Genomic DNA, 26,441 nt, shown 5'->3' on the forward strand with positions numbered 1-26,441 from the left:
GAGCCCAAGGGTGGCGACCGGACCATGGACGAAACCGCGCCCGCCGGGCCGCTGCCGTACGAAGGTGTCTGGCGGTTCACCGCCCCCGCCGTGGACGCCTCGGTACCGCAGGCCCGGCACGCCGTGCGCGACCTGCTGACCCGCCAGGGCGTCCCCGTCTCCGACGACGTCGCGCACGCCCTGCTGCTGATCGTCTCGGAGCTGGTCACGAACGCGGTCCGGCACGCGGCGGTGCTCTCGCCGGTGCTCGCCGTGGAGGTCGCCGTCGGACCGGAGTGGGTGCGGGTGGCCGTGGAGGACGACCACCCCTACCGGCCGACCGCCCTGGAGACCGACCACGGCCGCACCGGAGGACGCGGTCTGCTCCTGGTCCGCGAGGTCACCCGGGAGACGGGCGGGGCCTGCGACGTGGCCCACACCGCGAGCGGCGGCAAGGTGATCTGGGCCGCCCTGCCCCTCAAGCACACCCCGTAGGTCACCAGCCCGCGGACGGGCCCGTCAGCTCGCGGACCGCCGGACGGGCGGCGTCCAGCACCGTCATGAACCACGCCGAGAAGGTGTCCCGGGCGTGCCGCTCGGCCAGCTCCGCCGGGGAGACGAACACCGTCCCCGCCACCTCTTCCGGGTCCGGACGCAGCTCGGCCTGCACCAGACCGACGAACAGATGGTTGAATTCCTGCTCGACCAGACCGGAGTCGGGGTCCGGGTGGTTGTAGCGCACGGTGCCCGCCTCGGCGAGCAGGGAGGGCGACACCCCGAGCTCCTCGTACGTCCGCCGGGCCGCCGCCGCGAACGGCGCCTCACCCGGGTAGGGGTGACCGCAGCAGGTGTTGGACCACACACCGGGGGAGTGGTACTTGCCGAGCGCCCGCTGCTGGATCAGCAGCCGTCCCCGCTCGTCGAAGAGGAACACGGAGAAGGCGCGGTGCAGCCGCCCGGGCGGCTGGTGCGCGGAGAGCTTCTCCGCGGTGCCGATCGTCACGCCGTTCTCGTCGACCAGTTCCAGCAAAATCGCGTCTGCGGTGCCGTTCGACGAGCTGGGCGTCGCGGTGGCAGGAGTGATCGGCATACCCATCCTTCACATCGGTCCTCGCGCCCCAAGTGTGCCGTACGAATCCGGCACTCTCGGCACTTCCCGGCACACCCGCATGTCCCGGGTGCCCGAGCGGGCACCGGCGACGACCGGTCGGACACCGAGCAGGGGTCCGATGGATGATCGTTCCCGGGAGCCACCTGCCCGGAACCTCCGGGCAGCGCAAAGCGGGAGGACGCCGCGGTGCAGCGGGAGCGTACGGGGGTGTTCAGCGGCGCGGCCCGATGCCTACGCGCCCCCGGGTCACCCGTCGGCCGTGCCCCGCCCCGCTGCCGCTCAGCGGCACAGCCGCGCCTCGTGCTCCGCGTGACCGCTGGGCTCCAGCTGGAAAGTGCAGTGCTCCACGTCGAAGTGGTCGCCCAGGCAGCCCTGCAGTTCGTGCAGCATCTTCTCGTGGCCGATCGCGTTCAGCGCGTCGCCGTTCACCACCACGTGCGCCGACAGCACCGGCATGCCCGAGGTGATCGTCCAGGCATGCAGGTCGTGCACGTCCTCGACGCCGTCCAGGGCCAGTATGTGCGCGCGCACCTCGGCGATGTCCACACCCTTGGGGGCCGCCTCGAGCAGCACGTCCAGGGTCTCCCGCAGCAACCGCCAGGTACGCGGCACGATCATCAGACCGATGAGCAGCGACGCGATCGGGTCGGCGGGCTGCCAGCCCGTGGCCAGGATCACCAGCGCCGAGACGATCACCGCCAGGGAGCCGAGCGCGTCCGCCGCCACCTCCAGGAAGGCGCCCCGTACGTTCAGGCTCTCCTTCTGGCCGCGCATCAGCAGCGTCAGCGACACCATGTTCGCCACCAGGCCGATCGCGCCGAAGACCACGGTGGTCCCGCCCGCGGTGTCGGCCGGCGTGAGGAACCGGTCGATCGCCTCGTACAGCACGTAGCCGCCGACCCCGAGCAGCAGCAGGCAGTTCGCCAGGGCGGCGAGGATCTCGGCCCGGGCGTAGCCGAAGGTGCGCCGGTCGCTCGGCGGGCGGCTCGCGAAGTGGACGGCCAGCAGGGCCATGCCGAGCCCCAGCGCGTCCGTCGCCATGTGCGCGGCGTCGGCGATCAGCGCGAGCGAGTCGGCGACCAGGCCGCCGACGATCTCGACGACCATGACGGTCAGGGTGATCGCCAGCGCCACCCGCAGCCTGCCCCGGTACGCGGCGGTCGCCGTCCCGCCGGCGTGTCCTCCGTGCGCGTGCCCGTGATCGTGCCCAGCCCCCATGAGAAAGCCGCCTCCTCGTCCGCGAGGACGCCCGGCATCCGGCGCCCGCACGCCAGTCAACTACGGGCAGGGGGTATCCGGCAACGCGGCACTGAACACCGTTGTCATCTGCTCTGACCTGGGGAAACGTCCCGCAGGTCAGGGCGGTGCGGGGTGAGAGGAGGAGTCGCGTCCGCCGAACGGGCGCACGGGCCGTCGAGGGGTGGCCTGACCCTGCGCGAACGAGCGCGGACACTGTGCGATGTCCGCGATGCCCGGTCTGGGAGCGCGGTTTGTGGGGCGGGCCCCGGATCCACGATGATGATCGCGGCAAAGGCGGGAGCAAGCGGCGTCGACCGACCGTGAAACGGGCGGTGAACACGGCGTTCCCGGCATCCGATAACCTCTGCCGACATGCCGCCCGGGTGCCCCAGGCACGGGCGCTCCACCATGCACAGGCCCGGCGTCCAGGCGCCGGCACCAGGGAGTGAGTTCGGTTGCCGACCGCCATCCTCACCGGTCAGCAGGTCCCCGGTTCGTCGATCGAGGGCGAGCTGCGGTCCCTGGGCTTCGACGTGCACCTCGCCTCCGGCGCGGCCGACGCCGAGACCCTCCTGGCCCGTGTCCCGGGCGAGGAACGGGTCGCCGTGGTCGACGCCCGCTTCGTGGGCCACCTGCACGCCCTGCGCCTCGGCCTCACCGACCCCCGCTTCCCGCTCGCCGCCATCCCGGGCGCCGTGACCGCCCAGCCGGCCGCCCGCCAGGCGATGACCCGCGCGATGGCCCGCGAGAACTCGGCGGGCGGCGGCACCGCGGTGGCCGTCGACAGCCTCGCCGACCGGATCACGGCCGCCCTCGACGCCGACGGCGCCGCCGTGCACCGCCCCGAGCTCGGCAGTCTCGTCGCCGCCGTCCCCGCCGACCCGCAGGCCCGCAACGAGGCACGGCAGGCCGTCGCCGCCGTGGACGACGAGGCCGTACGCCTGAAGTCGGCGGTCAAGGCCCGCGACGGCTTCGTCACCACCCACCTCGTCAGCCCCTACTCCCGCTACATCGCCCGCTGGTGCGCGCGCCGCGGCCTGACTCCCAACCAGGTCACCACCGCCTCGCTCGTCACCGCGCTGATAGCGGCCGGCTGCGCCGCCACCGGCACCCGCGGCGGCTTCGTCGCCGCCGGCGTCCTGCTCATCGCCTCCTTCGTCCTCGACTGCACCGACGGACAGCTGGCCCGCTACTCCCTGCAGTACTCCACGCTCGGCGCCTGGCTCGACGCCACCTTCGACCGCGCCAAGGAGTACGCCTACTACGCGGGCCTCGCCCTGGGAGCCGCCCGCGGCGGCGACGACGTATGGGCCCTCGCGCTCGGCGCGATGGTCCTCCAGACCTGCCGGCACGTCGTCGACTTCTCCTTCAACGAGGCCAATCACGACGCCTCCGCCAACACCAGCCCCACCGCCGCCCTCTCCGACAAGCTCGACAGCGTCGGCTGGACGGTCTGGGTGCGCCGCATGATCGTGCTGCCCATCGGCGAACGCTGGGCCATGATCGCCGTCCTCACCGCGCTCACCACGCCCCGGATCACCTTCTACGCGCTGCTGATCGGCTGCGCGTTCGCCGCGACATACACCACCGCCGGCCGCGTCCTGCGCTCGCTGACCCGCAAGGCCGTGCGCACCGACCGGGCGGCGAAGGCGCTGGCCGACCTCGCCGACTCGGGACCGCTCGCCGAGGCCGCCGCCAGGGGCCTGCGCCCGGCCGCCCGCCGGCTGCCCGGATTCACCGCTCCCGCCGTCGCCCTGCTCGGCGGCGCCGCCGTCGTCGCGACGGCCGCCCTCACCGGCTTCGGCGGCCCCTGGCCGCTGGTCGCCGCGCTGGTGTACGTCCTGACCTCGGCGCTCGCCGTCGCCCGCCCCCTCAAGGGGGCCCTCGACTGGCTGGTCCCGCCGTTCTTCCGGGCCGCCGAGTACCTCACCGTCCTGTTCCTGGCCGCGAAGGCCGACGTGAACGGCGCCCTTCCGGCGGCTTTCGGGCTGGTGGCCGCGGTCGCCTACCATCACTACGACACGGTCTACCGCATCCGCGGCGACGCGGGCGCGCCGCCGCAGTGGCTGGTGCGGACGATCGGGGGGCACGAGGGCCGCACGCTGGTGATCTGCGTGCTGGCCGTGCTGCTCACCGCCACACAGTTCAAGGTCGCGCTCACGGTCCTCGCCGTGGCCGTGGCGCTCGTGGTGCTCGCCGAGAGCATCCGCTTCTGGGTCGCCGCCCACAAGGTCGGCGCACCCGCCGTACACGACGAAGGAGAACCCGCATGATCGGCCTCGTGCTGGCGGCCGGCGCCGGACGCCGTCTGCGCCCCTACACCGACACCCTGCCGAAGGCACTGGTCCCGGTCGGACCCGAGGGTGCGGAGGACAGCATCACGGTGCTGGACCTGACCCTGGCGAACTTCGCCGAGGTCGGCCTGACCGAGGTCGGGATCATCGTCGGCTACCGCAAGGAAGCCGTGTACGACCGCAAGGAGGAGCTGGAGCAGAAGTACGGCGTCAAGCTCACCCTCATCGACAACGACAAGGCCGAGGAGTGGAACAACGCCTACTCCCTGTGGTGCGGCCGTGACGCCCTCAAGGACGGCGTGATCCTCGCCAACGGCGACACCGTGCACCCGGTCTCCGTCGAGAAGACCCTGCTCGCCGCCCGCGGCGACGGCAAGAAGATCATCCTCGCGCTCGACACGGTGAAGAACCTCGCCGAGGAGGAGATGAAGGTCGTCGTCGACCCCGACAAGGGCGTCCAGCGCATCACCAAGCTGATGGACCCGGCCGAGGCGACCGGCGAGTACATCGGCGTCACCCTCATCGAGGGAGAGGCCGCCGCCGACCTGGCCGACGCGCTGAAGGCCACCTTCGAGCGCGACCCGCAGCTGTACTACGAGGACGGCTACCAGGAGCTCGTCAACCGCGGCTTCAAGGTCGACGTGGCGCCGATCGGCGACGTCAAGTGGGTCGAGATCGACAACCACGACGACCTCGCCAAGGGCAGGGAGATCGCGTGCCAGTACTGACGAGGCTCATCCCGTCGCCGGTCGTCGTGGACATCCGCGCGGGTGCCCTCGACGACCTGGGGGGTGTGCTCGCCGACGAGCGCATCTCCCACTCGGGCAAGCTCGCCGTCGCCGTCAGCGGCGGCTCCGGCGCCCGGCTGCGCGACCGTGTCGCCCCGTCCCTGCCCGGCGCCGACTGGTACGAGGTCGGCGGCGGCACCCTGGACGACGCGATCAAGCTGGCCGGTGCCATGAAGGGCGGCCACTACGACGCGGTCGTCGGCCTCGGCGGCGGCAAGATCATCGACTGCGCCAAGTTCGCGGCGGCGCGCGTCGGCCTCCCGCTGGTCGCCGTGCCGACGAACCTCGCGCACGACGGCCTGTGCTCCCCGGTCGCGACCCTCGACAACGACGCGGGCCGCGGCTCCTACGGTGTGCCGAACCCGATCGCCGTCGTCATCGACCTGGACGTCATCCGCGCGGCCCCGGTCCGTTTCGTGCGCGCCGGCATCGGTGACGCCGTCTCCAACGTCTCCGCGATCGCGGACTGGGAGCTGGCCAACCGGATCAAGGGCGAGCGGATCGACGGCCTGGCCGCCGCGATGGCCCGCCAGGCCGGTGAGGCCGTGCTCCGGCACCCCGGCGGCATCGGCGACAACGAGTTCCTCCAGGTGCTGGCCGAGGCGCTGGTGCTCAGCGGCATCGCCATGTCGGTCTCCGGCGACTCGCGGCCGTCCTCGGGCGCCTGCCACGAGATCAACCACGCCTTCGACCTGCTCTTCCCCGAGCGCGCGGCCGCCCACGGCGAGCAGTGCGGCCTGGGCGCGGCCTTCGCGATGTACCTGCGCGGTGCCCACGAGGAGTCCGTCCACATGGCGGCGGTCCTGCGGCGGCACGGGCTGCCGGTGCTGCCCGAGGAGATCGGGTTCACGCCCGAGGAGTTCTTCCAGGCCGTGGAGTACGCACCCCAGACGCGGCCCGGCCGCTACACGATCCTCGAGCACCTCGACCTGAAAACCGACCAGATCAAGGACCTGTACGCCGACTATGTCAAGGCCATCGGTAGCTGAACTACGCCCGGTCGTCCATCCCGCGGGGGTCAAGGACCGGCGCAGCGGTGAGCACTGGGCGGGACGCCTCTACATGCGCGAGGTCTCGCTGCGGATCGACCGCTACCTGGTGAACACCAGGGTCACGCCCAACCAGCTCACGTACCTGATGACCGTGTGCGGCGTGCTCGCCGCCCCGGCGCTGCTCGTGCCGGGCATCTGGGGCGCCGTGCTCGGCGTGGTCGCGGTCCAGCTGTACCTGCTGCTGGACTGCGTCGACGGCGAGATCGCCCGCTGGCGCAAGCAGTACTCGCTCGGCGGCGTCTACCTGGACCGCGTCGGCGCCTACCTCACCGACGCCGCCGTCCTGGTCGGCCTCGGCCTGCGCGCCGCCGACCTCTGGGGCACCGGCCGGATCGACTGGCTGTGGGCCTTCCTCGGCACCCTGGCCGCGCTCGGCGCCATCCTGATCAAGGCCGAGACCGACCTGGTGGGCGTCGCCCGGCACCAGAACGGGATGCCCCCGGTCAAGGAGGCCGCCTCCGAGATCCGCTCCTCCGGCATGGCACTGGCCCGCCGGGCCGCCGGGGCGCTCAAGTTCCACCGGCTGATCCTCGGCATCGAGGCGTCCCTGCTGATCCTCGTCCTCGCCGTCGTCGACCAGGCGCGCGGCGACCTGTTCTTCACCCGCCTCGGCACCGCCGTGCTCGCCGGCATCGCACTGCTGCAGACCCTGCTGCACCTGGTGTCCATCCTCGCCTCCAGCAGGCTGAAGTGAGCACGCCCATGAAGGTCGGCGCCGTCGTCATCACGATGGGCAACCGCCCCGAGGAACTGCGCGCCCTGCTCGACTCGGTCGCCAAGCAGGACGGCGACCCGGTCCAGGTCGTCGTGGTCGGCAACGGCGCGCCCGTACCGGAGGTGCCGGCCGGCGTGCGCACCGTCGAGCTGCCCGAGAACCTGGGCATCCCCGGCGGCCGCAACGTCGGCATCGAGGCCTTCGGTCCCGGCGGCAGTGACGTCGACATCCTGCTCTTCCTCGACGACGACGGCCTGCTCGCCCGCACCGACACGGCCGAGCTGTGCCGCCGGGCCTTCGCGGCCGACGACGAGCTGGGCATCATCAGCTTCCGCATCGCCGACCCGGACACCGGCGAGACCCAGCGCCGGCACGTCCCGCGGCTGCGCGCCTCCGACCCGATGCGCTCCTCCCGGGTCACCACCTTCCTCGGTGGCGCCAACGCGGTGCGCACCCGCGTCCTCACCCAGGTCGGCGGGCTGCCGGACGCGTTCTTCTACGCCCACGAGGAGACCGACCTGGCCTGGCGGGCCCTCGACGCCGGCTGGATGATCGACTACCGGTCCGACATGGTGCTGAACCACCCCACGACCGCCCCCTCCCGGCACGCGGTCTACCACCGCATGGTCGCCCGCAACCGGGTCTGGCTGGCCCGCCGCAACCTCCCCGCGCTCCTGGTCCCGGTCTACCTCGGGGTATGGATGGCGCTCACCCTGCTGCGCCGGCCCTCGCGCCCCGCCCTGAAGGCCTGGTTCGGCGGCTTCCGCGAGGGCTGGGCCACCCCGTGCGGTCCCCGCCGGCCCATGCGGTGGCGTACGGTGTGGCGCCTGACCCGGCTGGGCCGTCCTCCGGTGATCTGACAAGCTCGTACCGAGAGCGTTCCGGCCCCTACCGGGGCACCCAGGTCCATGCCAGGCCCGCACGGCCGAGCATTTCCGAAGACGAAAGTATCCACCAGTGAGTGAGACAACGCACGACGGCACGGTCGCCATGACCAAGCCCGTGTCGCCCGACGAGGGCCTCACACCGGCCCGGCTCGCCGCCAAGTACGGGCTGTCCGTGAGCGGTGCCAGGCCTTCCCTCATGGAGTACGTCCGTCAGCTCTGGGGGCGGCGGCACTTCATCCTCGCCTTCTCGCAGGCGAAGCTGACCGCCCAGTACAGCCAGGCCAAGCTCGGCCAGCTGTGGCAGGTGGCCACCCCGCTACTGAACGCGTTCGTCTACTTCGCGATCTTCGGCCTGATCCTCGACGCGGGCAAGGGCATGGCCAAGGACGTGTACATCCCGTTCCTGGTGACGGGTGTGTTCGTCTTCACGTTCACCCAGTCCTCGGCGATGGCGGGCGTGCGGGCCATCTCCGGCAACCTCGGACTGGTGCGGGCCCTGCACTTCCCGCGTGCCTCGCTGCCCGTCTCGTTCGCGCTCCAGCAGCTCCAGCAGCTGCTGGCCTCGATGATCGTCATGTTCGCCGTGGCCATCGGCTTCGGCAGCTACCCCACGCTGTCCTGGCTGCTGATCGTCCCGGCACTCCTCCTGCAGTTCCTGTTCAACGTGGGTCTGGCGCTGATCGTGGCCCGCATGGGAGCCAAGACGCCCGACCTGGCCCAGCTGATGCCGTTCATCATGCGGACCTGGATGTACGCCTCGGGCGTCATGTTCTCCATCCCGATCATGCTGAAGGACAAGCCGGGCTGGGTCGCCGACCTGCTCCAGTGGAACCCGGCCGCCGTCTACATGGACCTGATCCGCTTCGCCCTGATCGACGGGTACGGCTCCGAGAACCTGCCGCCGCACGTGTGGGCGGTCGCGCTCGGCTGGGCCGTGGTCCTCGCCGTCGGCGGTTTCGTGTACTTCTGGAAGGCGGAGGAGAGGTACGGCCGTGGCTGAGCAGCAGCAGGACCAGCGGGTGCCGACGGTCATCGCGGACGAGCTGCACATCGTCTACCGCGTCAACGGCGCCCGGACCGGCAAGGGCAGCGCCACCGCGGCACTGAGCCGCATGATCAGGCGGGGCTCCGACGACTCGGCGCGGGGCGTGCGCAAGGTGCACGCCGTGCGCGGCGTCTCCTTCACCGCCTACCGGGGCGAGGCCATCGGCCTGATCGGGTCCAACGGTTCCGGCAAGTCGACGCTGCTGCGGGCCATCGCCGGCCTGCTGCCCGCCGAGCGCGGCAAGGTCTACACCGACGGCCAGCCCTCCCTGCTCGGTGTGAACGCGGCCCTGATGAACGACCTGACCGGCGAGCGGAACGTCATCCTCGGCGGCCTGGCCATGGGCATGACCCGCGAGGAGATCAAGGAGCGCTACCAGGAGATCGTCGACTTCTCCGGCATCAACGAGAAGGGCGACTTCATCACGCTTCCGATGCGCACCTACTCCTCGGGCATGGCCGCCCGGCTGCGCTTCTCCATCGCCGCCGCCAAGGACCACGACGTCCTGATGATCGACGAGGCGCTGGCCACCGGCGACCGCAAGTTCCAGACCCGCTCCGAGGAGCGCATCAGGGAGCTGAAGAAGGAAGCCGGCACCGTCTTCCTGGTCAGCCACAACAACAAGTCCATCCGCGACACCTGCAACCGGGTCCTGTGGCTGGAGCGCGGCGAGCTGCGCATGGACGGCCCGACCGCCGAGGTGCTCAAGGAGTACGAGAAGTTCACGGGCAAGTAGCCCGACACGCCGAGGGCCTCGCCGGAGCAGTTCCGGCGAGGCCCCGCGTCTGCAAAGGAACCGTCAACTCCTGGCGTTTACAGGAATCTTGAAGCCGATCGGTGTGTTGTTGTGATGCGCCGTGCACCCCCGGCGCACGCCCTTGAGTTGTACAACGTAAGCTGTACCGGTCCCGAAACGCGGCACATGGGGCGATAATGCCCGACACCCTGGAGCGGGCCAGCCGCGCGGGTGGCAGGGCGGCGTGTCCGAAATAGTGTGTATTGGGTCGGCAGTGTAGAACGGGAGATGTGACGGCAATGGCTACGGAAACTCCCCCGCTCCGCGAGGCGTGCGCCGTCCCCGCCCGGGGCAGCGCGCGATGACGGCGACCGACACGACGGACGCCGTCGACCCGGAGCGCGTGACCCTCGCCAAGGCCGCCGACGAGAACTTCCCCGTCGCCCCCTTCTTCCTGCCCCGCGCCTGGCGCACCGACCTCATGGCCGTGTACGGCTTCGCCCGACTGGTCGACGACATCGGTGACGGAGACCTCGCGCCCGGCGGCGCCGACGCGCGCCTCCTCGGCGTCCCCGAGGACCGCGCCGACGACCGGCTGCTGATGCTGGACGCCTTCGAGACGGACCTGCGCCGCGTCTTCGGCGGCTCCGACGGCTCCGGCGGCCCGCCCCGTCACCCCCTGCTGCGCCGCCTGGTGCCCACCGTGCGGCGCCGCGCGCTGACTCCCGAGCCCTTCCTCGGCCTGATCGCCGCCAACCGCCAGGACCAGCTCGTCGCACGGTACGAGACCTACGACGACCTGCTCGCCTACTGCGAGCTCTCCGCCAACCCGGTCGGCAGGCTCGTCCTCGCCGTCACCGGCACCTCGACCCCCGAACGGATCCGCCGCTCCGACGAGATCTGCACCGCCCTGCAGATCGTCGAGCACCTCCAGGACGTCGCCGAGGACCTCGCACGGGACCGGGTCTACCTGCCCGCCGAGGACATGAAACGTTTCCACGTGCAGGAGAGCGACCTGGCCGCGCGCACCGCAGGCGCGTCCGTGCGCGCCCTGATCGCGTTCGAGGCCGGGCGCGCCCGCGACCTGCTGAATGAAGGAGCCCCCCTGGTGGGTAGCGTCCACGGCAGGCTGCGGCTGCTGCTGGCGGGATTCGTGGCGGGCGGGAGGGCGGCGCTGCGCGCCATCGCCGCGGCGGATCACGACGTACTTCCCGGCCCGCCCAAGTCCGGCAAGGTCCGCCTGCTGCGCGAGGCGGGCGTGGTCCTGCGAGGAGAGAGGTGATCGGGTCCGTGGAGTCGTCAGCCGACATGCCGGCACCGGTGCTCGCCGCCTACAGCTACTGCGAGGCCGTCACCGGTCAGCAGGCACGCAACTTCGCCTACGGCATCCGGCTGCTGCCCACGCCCAAGCGGCGGGCGATGTCCGCGCTGTACGCGTTCTCGCGCCGCGTCGACGACATCGGCGACGGAGTGCTGGCGGACGACGTCAAGGTGGCCCGGCTGGACGAGACCCGGGCCGTGCTCGCCCGGATCCACGACGGCGCGGTCGACGAGGACGACACCGACCCGGTCGCCGTCGCCCTCGCGCACGCGGCCCGGCAGTTCCCGATCCCGCTCGGCGGCCTCGACGAACTGATCGACGGCGTCCAGATGGACCTGCGCGGCGAGACCTACGAGACGTGGGACGACCTGAAGGTCTACTGCCGCTGCGTGGCGGGCGCCATCGGACGCCTCTCGCTCGGCGTGTTCGGCACCGAACCGGGGGCGCGCGGCGCCGAACGCGCGCCCGAGTACGCCGACACGCTCGGGCTCGCGCTGCAGCTCACCAACATCCTGCGCGACGTCCGGGAGGACGCCGAGGGCGGGCGCACCTACCTGCCCGCCGACGACCTCGCCAAGTTCGGCTGCTCGGCCGGGTTCGACGGGCCCACCCCACCGGAGGGCTCCGACTTCGCGGGTCTCGTGCACTTCGAGGTGCGCCGGGCCCGCGCCCTCTTCGCCGAGGGCTACCGGCTGCTGCCCATGCTCGACCGGCGCAGCGGCGCATGCGTGGCCGCCATGGCCGGCATCTACCGCCGCCTGCTGGACCGCATCGAGCGCGACCCGGAGGCGGTGCTGCGCGGCCGGGTCTCCCTGCCCGGACGCGAGAAGGCGTACGTCGCCGTGCGCGGTCTGTCCGGCCTCGACACCCGCGGCGTCACCCGGCGGGCCGTCAGGAGGCGCGCCTGATGGACGCACCGGGCAGACTCGGCACCCAGGGTCCGCACAGAAGGACCGGCGGACGGCAGAGGGCAACCCTCCGGTGGCGGTCGGCGTCCCTGACTGAGACGGTCGGCCGTACGCCGTTCAAACACCACGGCGACCGGACAGGGAAGGGCGCACCATGACGCAGGGCAACGGCACGCGCGACGGCCGGCCGCTCGCGGACGTCCCGGCCCTCGGCCCCGGCGGGCACGCCGTCGTGGTCGGCGGCGGACTCGCGGGGGTCACCACCGCGCTCGCGCTCGCCGACGCCGGCCTGCGCGTCACCCTGCTCGAAGGGCGCCCACGGCTGGGCGGACTCGCCTTCTCCTTCCAGCGCGGCGACCTCACCGTCGACAACGGCCAGCACGTGTACCTGCGCTGCTGCACCGCCTACCGGTGGTTCCTCGACCGGATCGGCGGAGCGGCGCTCGCACCGGTGCAGGACCGCCTCGACGTACCCGTGGTCGACCTGGGCAGGGCCGAGGGCAACCGGCTCGGCAGGCTGCGGCGCGACGCGCTGCCCGTGCCCCTGCACCTGGGGCGCAGCCTGGCGACCTACCCGCACCTCTCCCTCGCCGAACGCGCCTCGGTGGGGCGTGCCGCGCTCGCGCTCAAGGGACTCGACCTCGCCGATCCGGCCCTGGACACCCAGGACTTCGGCAGCTGGCTGACCGCGCACGGCCAGTCGGCGCGTGCCGTCGAGGCGCTGTGGGACCTGGTCGGCGTCGCCACCCTCAACGCGGTCGCGGGCGACGCCTCGCTCGGGCTCGCCGCGATGGTGTTCAAGACCGGTCTGCTGTCCGACCCCGGAGCGGCCGACATCGGCTGGGCCCGCGTACCGCTGGGCGAACTGCACGACCGGCTGGCCCGCGACGCGCTCGACTCCGCAGGCGTCCGCACCGAGGTCCGCACCCGCGTCACCTCCGTCTCGGCGAACGAGAGGGGCGGCTGGAGCGTTCAGGTTCCCGGCGAGACCCTCGACGCGGACGCCGTCGTCCTCGCCGTACCCCAGCGCGAGGCGTACGACCTGCTGCCGGACGGCGCGCTCGACGCCCCGGGCAACCTCCTGGAGATCGGCACCGCGCCGATCCTCAACGTCCACGTGGTCTACGACCGCAAGGTGCTCGCCGCGCCGTTCCTCACGGCGCTCGGAACCCCGGTGCAGTGGGTGTTCGACCGCACCGAGGCCTCCGGGCTGAAGGAGGGGCAGTACCTGGCGCTGTCCCAGTCGACCGCGCAGAACGAGATCGACGAGCCCGTGGCCGTGCTGCGCGAGCGGTACCTGCCCGAACTGGAGCGCCTGCTGCCCCGCGCCCGGGGTGCCGAGGTGAAGGACTTCTTCGTGACCCGGGAGCGCACCGCCACGTTCGCCCCCGCCCCCGGCGTCGGCCGCCTCAGGCCCGGCGCCCGCACCAAGGCCCCCGGCCTGTACCTGGCCGGAGCGTGGACCGCCACCGGGTGGCCCGCGACCATGGAGAGTGCGGTTCGCAGCGGTGTCGGGGCGGCGGCCGCCGCGCTCGGCGCCCTGGGCCGGTCCCGCGGCCTCCTTCCCGATTTCTTCGAGGAGGCCGCGTGAAAGCCGATCCGCGCGGGACCGGTTCCCGCACTCCCGGCACCGCAACTGGAGGAATGACTGTGCCCACTGTGCCCCCGGCCCCGACGGCCGATCGACGGACCACGGTGGACGTGACCGCGCTTCTGGAGCGCGGCCGGACCCTGGCCACGCCGGTCCTGCGGGCGGCGGTCGACCGCCTGGCGCCTCCCATGGACACCGTCGCCGCCTACCACTTCGGCTGGATCGACGCCCAGGGCAACCCCGCGGACGGCGACGGCGGCAAGGCCGTGCGCCCCGCGCTCGCCGTGCTCTCCGCCGAGGTCACCGGCGCCGCGCCCGAGGTCGGCGTGCCCGGTGCGGTGGCCGTCGAACTGGTGCACAACTTCTCCCTGCTGCACGACGACCTGATGGACGGCGACGAGCAGCGCCGCCACCGCGACACCGTCTGGAAGGTGCACGGCCCCGCCCAGGCCATCCTGGTCGGCGACGCCCTGTTCGCGCTGGCCAACGAGGTGCTCCTCGAACTGGGCACCGTCGAGGCCGGCCGCGCCACCCGCCGGCTGACCAAGGCCAGCCGCGCCCTCATCGACGGCCAGGCCCAGGACATCTCCTACGAGCACCGCGACCGCGTCAGCGTCGAGGAGTGCCTGGAGATGGAGGGCAACAAGACCGGCGCCCTGCTCGCCTCCGCCAGCTCCATCGGCGCGGTCCTCGGCGGCGCCGACGAGCACACCGCCGACACGCTCGAGAAGTACGGCTACCACCTGGGCCTCGCCTTCCAGGCCGTCGACGACCTGCTCGGCATCTGGGGCGACCCGGACGCCACCGGCAAGCAGACCTGGAGCGACCTGCGCCAGCGCAAGAAGTCGCTGCCGGTCGTCGCCGCCCTCGCGGCCGGCGGGCCGGCCTCCGAGCGGCTCGGTGACATCCTCACGGCCGACGCCAAGGCCAGCGACTTCGCGAACTTCTCCGAGGAGGAGTTCGCGGCCCGCGCCGCCCTCATCGAGGAAGCGGGCGGACGGGAATGGACCGCCGACGAGGCGCGTCGCCAGCACACCATCGCCATCGAAGCCCTCGACGCCGTCGACATGCCCGACCGGGTACGGGACCGGTTCACGGCGCTCGCGGACTTCGTCGTCGTACGAAAGAGATGATCATTATCGGTCGAATAGCCCTCGCGTAGTCGCCGGCCGGTGTCGTGGAGACACGAGCACCGGCCGACGGCGGACCCAGCAGACGCACCACATGCACACTGCACGAAGGGGAAGCCATGACAGCGACGACCGACGGAAGCACCGGAGCCTCCCTGCGGCCCCTGGCAGCCTCGGCCAGCGACACCGACATCACGATCCCCGACGCGGCGGCCGGGGTACCCGAAGCCGCCGCACGCGCCACCCGGCGCGCCACCGACTTCCTGCTCTCCAAACAGGACGCCCAGGGCTGGTGGAAGGGCGACCTCGAGACGAACGTCACGATGGACGCCGAGGACCTGCTCCTGCGTCAGTTCCTGGGCATCCAGGACGAGGAGACCACGCGCGCCGCCGCCCTGTTCATCCGCGGCGAGCAGCGCGAGGACGGCACCTGGGCCACCTTCTACGGCGGCCCCGGCGAACTGTCCGCCACCATCGAGGCCTACGTCGCCCTCCGCCTGGCCGGCGACGCGCCCGACGCCCCGCACATGGCGCGGGCCTCGGAGTGGGTCAGGTCCCGCGGCGGTATCGCCTCCGCCCGCGTCTTCACCCGGATCTGGCTGGCCCTGTTCGGCTGGTGGAAGTGGGACGACCTGCCCGAACTCCCGCCGGAGCTCATCTATTTCCCCACCTGGGTCCCGCTCAACATCTATGACTTCGGCTGCTGGGCCCGGCAGACCATCGTGCCGCTCACCATCGTCTCCGCGAAGCGGCCGGTGCGTCCCGCCCCCTTCCCGCTGGACGAACTGCACACCGACCCGGCCCGCCCCGTCCCGCCGCGCCCGCTCGCCCCGGTGGCCAGCTGGGACGGCGCCTTCCAGCGCATCGACAAGGCCCTGCACGCCTACCGCAAGGTCGCCCCGCGCCGACTGCGCCGGGCCGCGATGAACAGCGCCGCCCGCTGGATCATCGAGCGGCAGGAGAACGACGGCTGCTGGGGCGGCATCCAGCCGCCCGCCGTCTACTCGGTCATCGCGCTCTACCTGCTCGGCTACGACCTCGAACACCCGGTGATGCGCGCGGGGCTGGAGTCGCTGGACCGTTTCGCCGTGTGGCGCGAGGACGGGGCCCGGATGATCGAGGCCTGCCAGTCCCCGGTGTGGGACACCTGCCTCGCCACCATCGCGCTGGCCGACGCCGGGGTGCCCGAGGACCACCCGCAGCTGGTGAAGGCATCGGACTGGATGCTCGGCGAGCAGATCGTGCGCCCCGGCGACTGGTCGGTCAAGCGCCCCGGACTGCCGCCCGGCGGCTGGGCGTTCGAGTTCCACAACGACAACTACCCCGACATCGACGACACCGCCGAGGTGGTCCTCGCCCTGCGCCGGGTCAAGCACCACGACCCGGAGCGGGTGGAGAAGGCGATCGGCCGCGGGGTGCGCTGGAACCTCGGCATGCAGTCCAGGAACGGCGCCTGGGGCGCCTTCGACGTCGACAACACCAGCGCCTTCCCCAACCGGCTGCCGTTCTGCGACTTCGGCGAGGTCATCGACCCGCCGTCCGCGGACGTCACCGCGCACGTGGTGGAGATGCTCGCCGTCGAGGGCCTCGCCCACGACCCGCGCACCCGCCGCGGCATCCAGTGGCTGCTGGACGCACAGGAGGCCGACGGCTCGTGGTTCGGCCGCTGGGGCGTCAACTACGTCTACGGCACCGGATCCGTGATCCCCGCCCTGACCGCGGCCGGGATGCCCACCACGCACCCCGCCATCCGCCGCGCGGTGCGCTGGCTGGAGTCCGTCCAGAACGAGGACGGCGGCTGGGGCGAGGACCTGCGCTCCTACCGCTACGTCAGGGAATGGAGCGGCCGGGGCGCCTCGACCGCCTCGCAGACCGGCTGGGCACTGATGGCCCTGCTGGCGGCGGGGGAGCGGGAGTCCAAGGCCGTGGAGCGCGGCGTCGCGTGGCTGGCGGCGACCCAGCGGGAGGACGGCTCCTGGGACGAGCCCTACTTCACGGGCACCGGCTTCCCGTGGGACTTCTCCATCAACTACCACCTCTACCGGCAGGTCTTCCCGCTCACCGCGCTCGGCCGGTACCTCCACGGGGAGCCCTTCGCCAAGAAGGCGACCAGGTCCGTCGTGACCGAGCCCGTCACGACCGAGGTGAAGGGCAGCCGATGACCTCGCGGACCGGCCCGTCCCCGCTGCTGATCGCCTGCGCGCTCGGCATCGAGCACCTCGCCCTGCGCACCGGCGACCGCGCCGGCGCCGGCGGGCCGGTCACCGTCCTGCGCACCGGCATGGGCCCTAAGGCGGCCGCACGCTCGGTCGCCCGGGTCCTCGCCGACCCGGCCCTCGACGGCGCCGCCGTGCTCGCCACGGGCTTCTGCGCGGGACTCGCCCCCGGCATGCACCCCGGCGACCTGGTCGTCGCCGAGGAGACCCGGGACCCCGGCTCCACCGTCGCGTGCGTCGCGACCGACCGGCTCGTGAAGGAACTCACGCGAGCCGTCCCCGGGCGCACCGTCCACACCGGGCCGCTCACCGGCTCGGACCACGTCGTCCGCGGCCCCGAACGCGCCGACCTGCTCGCGACCGGCGCGATCGCCGTGGACATGGAGTCCGCGGCCACGCTCCTGAGCGCCGTCCGCACGGGCCCGCGCCCCGTTGCGGCCGTCCGGGTGGTCGTGGACGCCCCGGAACACGAACTCGTCCGGATCGGCACCGTGCGCGGTGGAATATCGGCTTTCCGTGTTCTCCGATCCGTTCTTCCCGCATTTTTCGAATGGCACCGTTCTTTGCTGCTCCCCCGGAGGTGAGCCAGATGGCCATGCCGCTGCGCCAGTCCATCAAGGTCGCTACATACCTGGCCGAACAGAAGATTCGCCGACGGGACAAGTTCCCGCTCATCGTGGAGCTCGAGCCGCTCTTCGCCTGCAACCTGGCGTGCGAGGGGTGCGGCAAGATCCAGCACCCGGCCGGGGTGCTCAAGCAGCGCATGCCGGTCGCGCAGGCCGTGGGAGCGGTGCTCGAATCGGGGGCGCCGATGGTGTCCATCGCCGGTGGCGAACCCCTGATGCACCCGCAGATCGACGAGATCGTGCGGCAGTTGGTCGCCAAGCGGAAGTACGTCTTCCTGTGCACCAACGCCATGCTCATGCGCAAGAAGATGGACAAGTTCAAGCCCTCGCCGTACTTCGCGTTCGCGGTGCACATCGACGGGCTGCGCGAGCGGCACGACGAGTCCGTGGCCAAGGAGGGCGTGTTCGACGAGGCCGTGGAGGCCATCAAGGAGGCCAAGCGGCGCGGCTTCCGGGTCACCACCAACTCGACCTTCTTCAACACCGACACCCCGCAGACCATCGTCGAGGTGCTCAACTTCCTCAACGACGACCTCAAGGTCGACGAGATGATGATCTCGCCCGCCTACGCCTACGAGAAGGCGCCCGACCAGGAGCACTTCCTGGGCGTGGAGCAGACCCGCGAGCTGTTCAAGAAGGCGTTCTCGGGCGGGAACCGGGCCCGCTGGCGGCTCAACCACTCCCCGCTGTTCCTCGACTTCCTCGAGGGCAAGGTCGACTTCCCGTGCACGGCGTGGGCGATCCCGAACTACTCGCTCTTCGGCTGGCAGCGCCCCTGCTACCTGATGAGCGACGGATACGTCCCGACGTACCGGGAGCTGATCGAGAAGACCGACTGGGACAAGTACGGCCGCGGCAAGGACCCGCGCTGCGACAACTGCATGGCGCACTGCGGCTACGAGCCCACGGCGGTCCTGGCCACCATGGGCTCGCTCAAGGAGTCCCTGCGCGCCATGCGCGAGACCGTCTCGTCCAACCGGGAGTGACGTCATGACCGCCATTCCCTTGGGGCTCCCCGGGGTACCGGTCCGGCCGGTCGCCGAGCGACGCGTGTCGCGGCGGATCCAGGTCGGGCCGGTGGCGGTCGGGGGCGGCGCCCCGGTGTCGGTGCAGTCGATGACGACGACCCGCACCTCCGACATCGGGGCGACGCTCCAGCAGATCGCCGAGCTGACGGCTTCGGGCTGCCAGATCGTCCGGGTGGCCTGCCCGACGCAGGACGACGCCGACGCGCTGCCGGTGATCGCCAAGAAGTCGCAGATCCCGGTGATCGCGGACATCCACTTCCAGCCCAAGTACGTCTTCGCCGCCATCGAGGCGGGCTGCGCCGCGGTCCGGGTCAACCCGGGCAACATCAAGCAGTTCGACGACAAGGTCAAGGAGATCGCCAAGGCGGCGAAGGACCACGGCACGCCCATCCGCATCGGCGTGAACGCGGGCTCCCTGGACCGCCGCCTGCTCCAGAAGTACGGCAGGGCGACGCCGGAGGCGCTGGCGGAGTCGGCCCTGTGGGAGGCGTCGCTCTTCGAGGAGCACGACTTCCGGGACATCAAGATCTCGGTCAAGCACAACGACCCGGTCGTCATGGTCGAGGCCTACCGTCAGCTCGCCGCCCAGTGCGACTACCCGCTCCACCTCGGCGTCACCGAGGCCGGCCCCGCCTTCCAGGGCACCATCAAGTCGGCCGTCGCCTTCGGCGCGCTGCTCTCCCAGGGCATCGGCGACACCATCCGGGTGTCCCTCTCCGCCCCGCCGGTCGAGGAGATCAAGGTCGGCATCCAGATCCTCGAGTCGCTGAACCTGCGCCAGCGCGGCCTGGAGATCGTCTCCTGCCCGTCCTGCGGCCGCGCCCAGGTCGACGTGTACAAGCTGGCCGAAGAGGTCACCGCCGGTCTGGAGGGCATGGAGGTGCCGCTGCGGGTCGCCGTCATGGGCTGCGTCGTCAACGGCCCCGGCGAGGCCCGCGAGGCCGACCTCGGCGTCGCCTCCGGCAACGGCAAGGGCCAGATCTTCGTCAAGGGCGAGGTCATCAAGACCGTGCCCGAGTCCAAGATCGTGGAGACCCTCATCGAGGAGGCCATGAAGATCGCCGAACAGATGGAGAAGGACGGCGCGTCGGGGGAGCCGGCCGTCACCGTGAGCTGACACACCACGGACCGAAGGGGGCCCGAGCGTGACGATTCTGGAGAACATCCGGGGACCACGCGACCTGAAGGCGCTGTCCGAGACGGAACTCGGTGAACTGTCCGACGAAATACGGGACTTCCTGGTGCACGCGGTCGCCCGCACCGGCGGTCACCTCGGACCCAACCTCGGCGTGGTGGAGCTCACCGTCGCCCTGCACCGCGTCTTCGATTCGCCGCACGACCGCATCCTGTGGGACACCGGTCACCAGAGCTACGTGCACAAACTGCTGACAGGGCGTCAGGACTTCTCCAAGCTGCGGAGCAAGGGCGGCCTGTCCGGCTATCCCTCGCGCGAGGAGTCCGCGCACGACGTCATCGAGAACAGCCACGCCTCCACCGTCCTCGGCTGGGCCGACGGCCTGGCCAAGGCCCGCCAGGTCAGGGGGGAGAGCAGCCATGTCGTCGCCGTGATCGGTGACGGCGCGCTCACCGGCGGCATGGCCTGGGAGGCGCTGAACAACATCGCGGCGGCCAGGGACCGGCCGCTGATCGTCGTCGTCAACGACAACGAACGCTCGTACGCGCCGACCACCGGCGGCCTCGCCAACCATCTGGCCACCCTGCGCACCACCGACGGCTACGAGCGGGCCCTGGCCTGGGGCAAGGACGTCCTCCAGCGCACGCCCGTGGTCGGCAACACCGTCTACGAGGCCCTGCACGGCGCGAAGAAGGGCTTCAAGGACGCCTTCGCCCCGCAGGGCCTCTTCGAGGACCTGGGACTGAAGTACCTCGGCCCGATCGACGGGCACGACATCGGCGCCGTCGAGTCGGCGCTGCGCCGCGCCAAGCGCTTCCACGGTCCGGTGCTGGTGCACTGCCTCACCGAGAAGGGCCGCGGCTACGAGCCCGCCCTGCGCGACGAGGAGGACCACTTCCACACCGTCGGCGTGATGGACCCCCTCACCTGCGAGCCGCTCAAACCTGCGGGTGGGCCGTCCTGGACCTCCGTGTTCGGTGAGGAGATCGTCCGGATCGGCGAGGAGCGCGAGGACGTGGTGGCGATCACCGCGGCCATGCTGCACCCCGTCGGCCTCGCCCCCTTCGCGGCACGTTTCCCCGACCGGGTCTGGGACGTCGGCATCGCCGAGCAGCACGCCGCCGTCTCCGCCGCCGGTCTCGCCACCGGCGGACTGCACCCGGTCGTCGCCGTCTACGCCACCTTCCTCAACCGGGCCTTCGACCAGCTGCTCATGGACGTGGCGCTGCACCGCTGCGGCGTCACCTTCGTCCTGGACCGGGCGGGCGTCACCGGCGTCGACGGGGCCTCGCACAACGGCATGTGGGACATGTCCGTCCTCCAGGTCGTCCCCGGCCTGCGCATCGCCGCCCCGCGCGACGCCGACCAGCTGCGCGCCCAGCTGCGCGAGGCGGTCGCCGTCGAGGACGCGCCGACGCTGCTGCGCTTCCCCAAGGAGTCGGTCGGACCCGTCGTACCCGCCGTGGACCGGATCGGCGGCCTGGACGTCCTGCACGCCGCGGACCGGCCCGAGGTGCTGCTCGTGGCCGTCGGCGTGATGGCGTCCGTCTGCCTGGGCGCCGCCGAGCTGCTGGAGGCCCGCGGCATCGGCTGCACCGTCGTCGACCCCCGCTGGGTCAAGCCCGTCGACCCGGCGCTCGCGCCCCTCGCGGCCCGGCACCGCCTGGTGGCCGTCGTCGAGGACAACAGCCGCGCGGCCGGGGTCGGTTCCGCGGTGGCCCTGGCGCTCGGCGACGCCGAGGTCGACGTCCCCGTGCGCCGCTTCGGCATCCCCGAGCAGTTCCTCGCGCACGCCAAGCGTGCCGAGGTGCTCGCGGACGTCGGCCTCACCCCGGTCGACGTGGCCGGCCGGATCAGCGCGAGCCTGGCCCTCGCCGGACCGGCCGGTGCGCAGCCCGGGGGACCGGCAGTGGAACAGTCCGGCGACGGACGGATCGTCATGCCAGCGCAAGGAGAGAACTGAATGACCAAGGGGTTCGACCTCGCCGCGCTCCTGGCCGAGCGCGGGGCCGAGCGGTACGAGCTGCACGCCAGGCACCTCAACCACCAGCTGCCGCGCATGCTGCGCACCATCGGCTTCGACAAGGTCTACGAGCGGGCCGAGGGAGCGCACTTCTGGGACGCCGAGGGCAACGACTACCTGGACATGCTCGCCGGGTTCGCGGTGATGGGCCTGGGACGCCACCACCCGGTCGTCCGCAAGGCGCTGCACGACGTGCTCGACGCCTCGCTCGCCGACCTGACCCGGTTCGACTGCCCGCCGCTGCCCGGACTGCTGGCGGAGAAGCTGCTCTCCTACAGCCCCCACCTGGACCGGGTCTTCTTCGGCAACAGCGGCACCGAGGCGGTCGAGACCGCGCTGAAGTTCGCCCGCTACGCGACCGGCAGGAGGAGGATCCTCTACTGCACGCACGCCTTCCACGGCCTGACCACCGGCTCGCTCTCCGTCAACGGCGAGGACGGGTTCCGCAAGGGCTTCGCGCCGCTGCTGCCCGACACCGCCGTCCCGCTGGGCGACCTGGACGCCCTGGCCCGGGAGCTGAAGAAGGGCGACGTGGCCGCCCTGATCGTGGAGCCGGTCCAGGGCAAGGGCGTCCACGAGGCCCCGCCGGGCTATCTGCTCGCCGCGCAGGAACTGCTGCACCGGCACAAGGCGCTGCTGATCGCCGACGAGGTGCAGACGGGCCTGGGCCGTACCGGGAAGTTCTACGCCTACCAGCACGAGGACGGCGTCGAGCCCGACCTGGTCTGCGTCGCCAAGGCGCTGTCCGGCGGCTACGTGCCGGTCGGGGCCACCCTGGGCAAGGACTGGATCTTCCAGAAGGTGTACTCCTCGATGGACCGCGTGCAGGTCCACTCGGCGAGCTTCGGGTCCAACGCGCAGGCCATGGCCGCCGGACTCGCGGTGCTGTCGGTGATGGAGAACGAGGAGATCGTGGCGAACGCCGCCGCGGTGGGGGAGCGGCTGAAGTCCCGGCTGGCGGCGCTGGTGGACCGCTACGAGCTGCTGGCCGACGTCCGGGGCCGCGGGCTGATGATCGGCATCGAGTTCGGCCGGCCCAGCTCCCTGAAGCTGCGCAGCCGCTGGACGATGCTGCAGGCCGCACGGAAGGGACTGTTCGCCCAGATGGTGGTCGTGCCGCTCCTGCAGCGGCACCGGATCCTGACCCAGGTGTCCGGCGACCACCTGGAGGTGATCAAACTGATCCCGCCGCTGATCATCGACACCGACGACGCCGACCGGTTCGTCGACGCCTTCACCGACGTGATGGAGGACGCCCACAACGGCGGTGGCCTGATGTGGGACTTCGGCAAGACACTGGTCAAGCAGGCGGTGGCCAACCGCTGAGGGTGGCTTTTGCCTCAGAGGCAAGAGATTTGCCTCTGAGGCAAGATGCGGGCTGAATGGAGCCATGAGCTCCTCCGAGACCGGCCCCGCCGAAGGGGCGGTCGCCGCCGTCGCGCCCCGGCTCCGTGAGCTGCGGCGGCGGGCCGCCCTCACCCTGGAGACCGCGGCCCGCGCCGCGGGGCTCTCGCCCGCCCACCTCTCCCGCCTGGAGACGGGGCAGCGCCAGCCCTCGCTGCCGATGCTGCTCGCCCTCGCCCGCGTCTACGGTACGACCGTCGCGGAGCTGCTGGGCGAGAGCACCGCCGACCGGGACGCCGTCGTACGGGGTGCCGACATGGAACCCACCACGGCGGGCGGCTGGACGTACTGGCAGGCGGGCGCGCCGGGCCGCGGCATGCAGGCCCTGCGCGTCCAGGTGCCGTACGGCTCGCAGGGCGACGTCGTGCGGGTGCACCCCGGGGAGGAATGGCTGCACGTCCTGCGGGGCCGGTTGCGCCTGCGCCTCGGGGACACCGAGCACCGGCTCACCGCGGGGGACAGTGCCCACTTCGACTCCATGACCCCGCACCGGATCGCGGCCCGGGACCCCGACGGGGTCGAGCTGCTCTTCGTCCACACCCTGCTGCAGAGCCCGACGGCCGCCCTGTGCCTCGGCCCGACCCCTGGAGAGACGCCATGAGCACCATGGAGGACAAGTTCCCGCGCGCCCTGTGGGTGCGGCTGCTCGTCTACATCGCCCTCGGGCACGTCTTCGGCGGCTTCCTCTACCTACTGTTCGAGGTGGGCGCCAGGTGACGTCGTGCGCCGGCGGGTGGCTCAGTCCACCATCCGCTCGCGCAGCCGCTCCCGGGTCCCGGCCGTGACCCGCAGCCCCCGCTCCAGGTAGGCGTCGACGTCGCCCCAGGTCTCCTCGATCGTCTCCAGGGCCGCCGCCAGGTACTCGGCGCGCGCGTCGAACAGAGGGCTGAGCAGCTCCATGACCTCGGGGGAGTAGGCGGAGGCGGCGGAGCCGCTGCGGCGCACCTTGTAGCGGCGGTGCGCGGCGTTCGACTTCAGGTAGTCCTCGACGACTGCGTCGCGCTCGACGCCCAGGGCGAGCAGGGTGACCGCGATCGACAGACCCGCCCGGTCCTTGCCCGCCGCGCAGTGCATCAGTACGGGGACGCTGTCCTCGGCGAGTGCGTGCAGGACCCGGGAGTGCTCCTCCGTGCGCTCCGTCACCATCGTGCGGTAGGAGTGGATCATCCGGTTCGCCGCCTTGTCGTCGGCGAGCAGCTCGCGCAGCTGGTCGAGGTCTCCGTCACGGACCATCTTCCAGAACTCGGCGCCGTCGGCCGGATCGCTCAGCGGCAGGTTCACGTTGCGCACGCCCGGCAGCTCGACGTCCGCCCCTTCGAGCTTCAGGTCGGCCGCGTTGCGGAAGTCGAAGATCGTGTGCAGGCCCAGCGTGGCCAGGAAGGCGGTGTCCTCCCCGGTGGCGTGCGCGAGGTGGCCGCTGCGGAACAGCACGCCCTGTCGCACCCGCCGGCCGTCCACGGTCGGCAGTCCGCCCAGGTCCCGGAAGTTGCGCACTCCGGTCAGCTCGGGTTCGGTCGACGGGACCTGCTGCGTCACGGGGGGCTCCTCCCACTCGGCGCCGCCGCCGCTGCTCGCCGACGGGCACCTCGACGATACGGCATCACCCGTACGGGAAAGCCGTTCGGTGCGGGCTGTTGCGGGCGGATAAGAGTTATCTGTCCGAATTGGTGGATTGATGACAACTGGCCCTGAAATGGCGAAGGCTGGAAAAGGGGCGCGTGAGCAGCGTCATATCCGTGACGGTGCGTTGTCCGTCATGTTCACGTAATTCAGTTGGTTCTCAAGGACTTTCAGGAAAGGCGGGGTGGCGGAAATCGACGCAGGGTTACCGCTTGTTCCCGTAAAGGATCAATCGGAACACCCGTCCAAGGAATCCCACGCTTGTCCGTGCGTGTCCCGGTCCCTTACGTTCACCACCGATCCGGACGGACGCCTAATCCTGCCGCCGACCGGAGCCCGCACTCATCGACCACCCGTACCCGGCAGGAGCGGGGGACCCACAGGTAGAACTGCCTGTTCCGGTTCCCGGAACGGCTTGGGGTAAAGCCGCGTTTCGACGCGGCCGGGCATCTCCAGCCCGCACCCGACAGCTCACCTCGCAGGCGCCGGAGAGGAATTCGCCATGCCCGCGAAGGGTAAGCACCGCCGTACCAGGGCCATGCGCCTGACCCGCACCATCGCCATCGCCGGATCCGGTGGCGCCGCGCTCGCGCTCCCGCTGATGGGCGCCGCCGCCGCCAACGCCGCTCCGGCGCACTCGGTCTCCGAGCAGGCCGTGCAGTCCGTGGCGACGTCGGCGAAGAAGACCGCCGCGAGCGGCTCCGAGAAGAACGCGGATGCCCGCACGTACACCGTGAAGAGCGGTGACTACCTGTCGAAGATCGCCGACGAGCAGGACGTCGACGGCGGCTGGAAGAAGCTGTACGCGGACAACCGCGAGGCCGTCGGCGCCGACCCGTCGCTGATCCACCCGGGCCTCGAACTGTCCATCGGCGGCCAGGCCGCCAAGTCCTCGGCGCCCTCGCACAAGCCCGCCGAGAAGCCGGCCCAGAAGTCGACGGACGCCGAGAAGACCTCCTCCTCGGACTCCTCCGAGTCGTCCGAGTCCGCCGGCACCGGCACCCAGTCCGCGGCCACCACCAGCGGTTACACCTCCCCGGTCGCGGGCGGCACCGTCGGCACGCCGTACCACCAGTCCGGCAGCATGTGGTCCAGCGGCTACCACACCGGCACCGACTTCGTCGTCCCCACCGGCACCTCCCTCAAGGCCGTCGGCGCGGGCACCGTCGTCTCGGCCGGCTGGGGCGGCGCGTACGGCAACCAGGTCGTCATCCAGCTCGCCGACGGCCACTACGCCCAGTACGCCCACCTCTCCTCGCTCTCCGTCTCCGCCGGCCAGTCGGTGACGGCGGGTCAGCAGGTCGGCCTCTCGGGTGCCACCGGCAACGTGACCGGCCCGCACCTGCACTTCGAGATCCGCACCACGCCGGACTACGGCTCGGACATCGACCCGATCGCGTTCCTGCGCTCGCACGGCGTCTCCGTCTGACGACCCGCTTCCGCGCGGCCTCGCGCCCCGAAGGCCGGACCCCGATCCCCGGGTCCGGCCTTCGGCGTATTCCGGAATTGACGAACACTTTAGGCGTGGCCTTTCTCACCGCCCGTCAACCCCGCCCTACGGTCGCGTAGGTCACATTCCAAGGTGAATCATGG

Annotated in this window: 25 protein-coding genes and 1 riboswitch; of the genes, 22 read left to right on the forward strand and 3 right to left on the reverse strand. The window is 71.6% G+C overall.

Annotated elements, in window-relative coordinates; genetic code table 11:
* Positions 1–24 precede the first annotated feature (24 nt).
* Positions 25–474: an ATP-binding protein gene (locus ACIBCJ_RS00510; RefSeq protein WP_362092539.1), complete on the forward strand. Its 450-nt coding sequence runs from the start codon at positions 25–27 to the stop codon at positions 472–474.
* 1 nt (position 475) lies between these two features.
* On the opposite strand, the gene idi is transcribed toward ACIBCJ_RS00510, so the two are convergent.
* Both idi and ACIBCJ_RS00520 read right to left on the reverse strand, forming a co-directional pair.
* On the reverse strand, positions 476–1,069 hold the full coding sequence (gene idi, locus ACIBCJ_RS00515) for an isopentenyl-diphosphate Delta-isomerase (RefSeq protein WP_362509866.1): 594 nt from the start codon (positions 1,067–1,069) through the stop codon (positions 476–478).
* A 300-nt stretch (positions 1,070–1,369) separates the two neighbouring features.
* A complete protein-coding gene (locus tag ACIBCJ_RS00520; protein WP_362091199.1) occupies positions 1,370–2,308 on the reverse strand; it encodes a cation diffusion facilitator family transporter in 939 nt (312 codons plus the stop codon).
* 476 nt (positions 2,309–2,784) lie between these two features.
* On the opposite strand from ACIBCJ_RS00520, the gene ACIBCJ_RS00525 reads away from it, so the two are divergent.
* From ACIBCJ_RS00525 to ACIBCJ_RS00620, 20 genes are all read left to right on the forward strand, one after another.
* Entirely contained in the window at positions 2,785–4,602 is a 1,818-nt protein-coding gene (locus ACIBCJ_RS00525; protein WP_365981450.1) for a DUF5941 domain-containing protein, read from the forward strand.
* Positions 4,599–5,351, forward strand: coding sequence for a sugar phosphate nucleotidyltransferase (locus ACIBCJ_RS00530; RefSeq protein WP_127893707.1), 753 nt, complete (start codon positions 4,599–4,601; stop codon positions 5,349–5,351). The genes ACIBCJ_RS00525 and ACIBCJ_RS00530 overlap by 4 nt, the downstream gene beginning before the upstream one ends.
* Entirely contained in the window at positions 5,339–6,400 is a 1,062-nt protein-coding gene (locus tag ACIBCJ_RS00535; protein ID WP_365981451.1) for an iron-containing alcohol dehydrogenase family protein, read from the forward strand. Before ACIBCJ_RS00530 ends, ACIBCJ_RS00535 begins: the two co-directional genes overlap by 13 nt.
* Positions 6,378–7,157 carry a CDP-alcohol phosphatidyltransferase family protein gene (locus ACIBCJ_RS00540; RefSeq protein WP_166661551.1) on the forward strand — a complete coding sequence of 260 codons (780 nt, stop codon included), beginning with the start codon at positions 6,378–6,380 and terminating at the stop codon, positions 7,155–7,157. The genes ACIBCJ_RS00535 and ACIBCJ_RS00540 overlap by 23 nt, the downstream gene beginning before the upstream one ends.
* Positions 7,158–7,165: 8 nt before the next feature.
* Complete coding sequence (locus tag ACIBCJ_RS00545; RefSeq protein WP_362092541.1) at positions 7,166–8,038, forward strand: glycosyltransferase; 873 nt, start codon at positions 7,166–7,168, stop codon at positions 8,036–8,038.
* A 97-nt stretch (positions 8,039–8,135) separates the two neighbouring features.
* Positions 8,136–9,065: an ABC transporter permease gene (locus ACIBCJ_RS00550; protein ID WP_133885242.1), complete on the forward strand. Its 930-nt coding sequence runs from the start codon at positions 8,136–8,138 to the stop codon at positions 9,063–9,065.
* Complete coding sequence (locus ACIBCJ_RS00555) at positions 9,058–9,846, forward strand: ABC transporter ATP-binding protein (RefSeq protein WP_166661550.1); 789 nt, start codon at positions 9,058–9,060, stop codon at positions 9,844–9,846. The genes ACIBCJ_RS00550 and ACIBCJ_RS00555 overlap by 8 nt, the downstream gene beginning before the upstream one ends.
* A gap of 361 nt (positions 9,847–10,207) precedes the next feature.
* Positions 10,208–11,128, forward strand: coding sequence for a squalene synthase HpnC (gene hpnC, locus ACIBCJ_RS00560; RefSeq protein ID WP_365981452.1), 921 nt, complete (start codon positions 10,208–10,210; stop codon positions 11,126–11,128).
* Positions 11,125–12,075, forward strand: a complete 951-nt coding sequence (gene hpnD, locus ACIBCJ_RS00565; RefSeq protein WP_399281513.1) for a presqualene diphosphate synthase HpnD — start codon at positions 11,125–11,127, stop codon at positions 12,073–12,075. Before hpnC ends, hpnD begins: the two co-directional genes overlap by 4 nt.
* A complete protein-coding gene (locus ACIBCJ_RS00570) occupies positions 12,075–12,233 on the forward strand; it encodes a DUF6380 family protein (RefSeq protein WP_362091214.1) in 159 nt (52 codons plus the stop codon). Before hpnD ends, ACIBCJ_RS00570 begins: the two co-directional genes overlap by 1 nt.
* The gene (gene hpnE / locus ACIBCJ_RS00575) at positions 12,230–13,666 is read left to right on the forward strand and encodes a hydroxysqualene dehydroxylase HpnE (protein ID WP_362091217.1); all 1,437 of its coding nucleotides are present in this window, start codon (positions 12,230–12,232) and stop codon (positions 13,664–13,666) included. The genes ACIBCJ_RS00570 and hpnE overlap by 4 nt, the downstream gene beginning before the upstream one ends.
* 68 nt (positions 13,667–13,734) lie before the next feature.
* Positions 13,735–14,799, forward strand: coding sequence for a polyprenyl synthetase family protein (locus ACIBCJ_RS00580; protein ID WP_362092546.1), 1,065 nt, complete (start codon positions 13,735–13,737; stop codon positions 14,797–14,799).
* 116 nt (positions 14,800–14,915) lie between these two features.
* Positions 14,916–16,958 carry a squalene--hopene cyclase gene (shc, locus tag ACIBCJ_RS00585; protein ID WP_362091220.1) on the forward strand — a complete coding sequence of 681 codons (2,043 nt, stop codon included), beginning with the start codon at positions 14,916–14,918 and terminating at the stop codon, positions 16,956–16,958.
* Positions 16,955–17,596 (forward strand): 1-hydroxy-2-methyl-2-butenyl 4-diphosphate reductase, encoded by a 642-nt coding sequence (locus ACIBCJ_RS00590; protein WP_365981453.1) that lies wholly within the window; start codon positions 16,955–16,957, stop codon positions 17,594–17,596. Before shc ends, ACIBCJ_RS00590 begins: the two co-directional genes overlap by 4 nt.
* 5 nt (positions 17,597–17,601) lie before the next feature.
* Positions 17,602–18,624, forward strand: a complete 1,023-nt coding sequence (gene hpnH, locus ACIBCJ_RS00595) for an adenosyl-hopene transferase HpnH (RefSeq protein WP_037772613.1) — start codon at positions 17,602–17,604, stop codon at positions 18,622–18,624.
* A 4-nt stretch (positions 18,625–18,628) separates the two neighbouring features.
* On the forward strand, positions 18,629–19,783 hold the full coding sequence (gene ispG, locus ACIBCJ_RS00600) for a flavodoxin-dependent (E)-4-hydroxy-3-methylbut-2-enyl-diphosphate synthase (protein WP_399281518.1): 1,155 nt from the start codon (positions 18,629–18,631) through the stop codon (positions 19,781–19,783).
* A 28-nt stretch (positions 19,784–19,811) separates the two neighbouring features.
* A complete protein-coding gene (gene dxs / locus ACIBCJ_RS00605) occupies positions 19,812–21,764 on the forward strand; it encodes a 1-deoxy-D-xylulose-5-phosphate synthase (protein WP_365978908.1) in 1,953 nt (650 codons plus the stop codon).
* Positions 21,765–23,150, forward strand: coding sequence for an aspartate aminotransferase family protein (locus ACIBCJ_RS00610; protein ID WP_365978907.1), 1,386 nt, complete (start codon positions 21,765–21,767; stop codon positions 23,148–23,150).
* 64 nt (positions 23,151–23,214) lie between these two features.
* Positions 23,215–23,829: an XRE family transcriptional regulator gene (locus tag ACIBCJ_RS00615; protein WP_365978906.1), complete on the forward strand. Its 615-nt coding sequence runs from the start codon at positions 23,215–23,217 to the stop codon at positions 23,827–23,829.
* On the forward strand, positions 23,826–23,945 hold the full coding sequence (locus ACIBCJ_RS00620) for a DUF6126 family protein (protein ID WP_133885230.1): 120 nt from the start codon (positions 23,826–23,828) through the stop codon (positions 23,943–23,945). Before ACIBCJ_RS00615 ends, ACIBCJ_RS00620 begins: the two co-directional genes overlap by 4 nt.
* Positions 23,946–23,966: 21 nt before the next feature.
* On the opposite strand, the gene ACIBCJ_RS00625 is transcribed toward ACIBCJ_RS00620, so the two are convergent.
* A complete protein-coding gene (locus ACIBCJ_RS00625; protein ID WP_362091240.1) occupies positions 23,967–24,764 on the reverse strand; it encodes a tyrosine-protein phosphatase in 798 nt (265 codons plus the stop codon).
* A 424-nt stretch (positions 24,765–25,188) separates the two neighbouring features.
* Positions 25,189–25,346: riboswitch (cyclic di-AMP (ydaO/yuaA leader) on the forward strand.
* A gap of 4 nt (positions 25,347–25,350) precedes the next feature.
* On the opposite strand from ACIBCJ_RS00625, the gene ACIBCJ_RS00630 reads away from it, so the two are divergent.
* Positions 25,351–26,277 carry a LysM peptidoglycan-binding domain-containing M23 family metallopeptidase gene (locus ACIBCJ_RS00630; RefSeq protein ID WP_362091243.1) on the forward strand — a complete coding sequence of 309 codons (927 nt, stop codon included), beginning with the start codon at positions 25,351–25,353 and terminating at the stop codon, positions 26,275–26,277.
* Positions 26,278–26,441: the final 164 nt, after the last annotated feature.

Origin of the sequence: Streptomyces sp. NPDC051136 (assembly GCF_044455745.1) — a bacterium.
GTDB lineage: Bacteria > Actinomycetota > Actinomycetes > Streptomycetales > Streptomycetaceae > Streptomyces.

Coding starts and splice junctions, on each gene's coding strand:
- ACIBCJ_RS00510 (WP_362092539.1), top strand. CDS start 25: ATGGACGAAACCGCGCCCGCCGGGCCGCTGCCGTACGAAGGTGTCTGG.
- idi (WP_362509866.1), bottom strand. CDS start 1,069: ATGCCGATCACTCCTGCCACCGCGACGCCCAGCTCGTCGAACGGCACC.
- ACIBCJ_RS00520 (WP_362091199.1), bottom strand. CDS start 2,308: ATGGGGGCTGGGCACGATCACGGGCACGCGCACGGAGGACACGCCGGC.
- ACIBCJ_RS00530 (WP_127893707.1), top strand. CDS start 4,599: ATGATCGGCCTCGTGCTGGCGGCCGGCGCCGGACGCCGTCTGCGCCCC.
- ACIBCJ_RS00540 (WP_166661551.1), top strand. CDS start 6,378: ATGTCAAGGCCATCGGTAGCTGAACTACGCCCGGTCGTCCATCCCGCG.
- ACIBCJ_RS00545 (WP_362092541.1), top strand. CDS start 7,166: ATGAAGGTCGGCGCCGTCGTCATCACGATGGGCAACCGCCCCGAGGAA.
- hpnC (WP_365981452.1), top strand. CDS start 10,208: ATGACGGCGACCGACACGACGGACGCCGTCGACCCGGAGCGCGTGACC.
- ACIBCJ_RS00570 (WP_362091214.1), top strand. CDS start 12,075: ATGGACGCACCGGGCAGACTCGGCACCCAGGGTCCGCACAGAAGGACC.
- hpnE (WP_362091217.1), top strand. CDS start 12,230: ATGACGCAGGGCAACGGCACGCGCGACGGCCGGCCGCTCGCGGACGTC.
- shc (WP_362091220.1), top strand. CDS start 14,916: ATGACAGCGACGACCGACGGAAGCACCGGAGCCTCCCTGCGGCCCCTG.
- ACIBCJ_RS00590 (WP_365981453.1), top strand. CDS start 16,955: ATGACCTCGCGGACCGGCCCGTCCCCGCTGCTGATCGCCTGCGCGCTC.
- hpnH (WP_037772613.1), top strand. CDS start 17,602: ATGGCCATGCCGCTGCGCCAGTCCATCAAGGTCGCTACATACCTGGCC.
- ispG (WP_399281518.1), top strand. CDS start 18,629: ATGACCGCCATTCCCTTGGGGCTCCCCGGGGTACCGGTCCGGCCGGTC.
- ACIBCJ_RS00610 (WP_365978907.1), top strand. CDS start 21,765: ATGACCAAGGGGTTCGACCTCGCCGCGCTCCTGGCCGAGCGCGGGGCC.
- ACIBCJ_RS00615 (WP_365978906.1), top strand. CDS start 23,215: ATGAGCTCCTCCGAGACCGGCCCCGCCGAAGGGGCGGTCGCCGCCGTC.
- ACIBCJ_RS00620 (WP_133885230.1), top strand. CDS start 23,826: ATGAGCACCATGGAGGACAAGTTCCCGCGCGCCCTGTGGGTGCGGCTG.
- ACIBCJ_RS00630 (WP_362091243.1), top strand. CDS start 25,351: ATGCCCGCGAAGGGTAAGCACCGCCGTACCAGGGCCATGCGCCTGACC.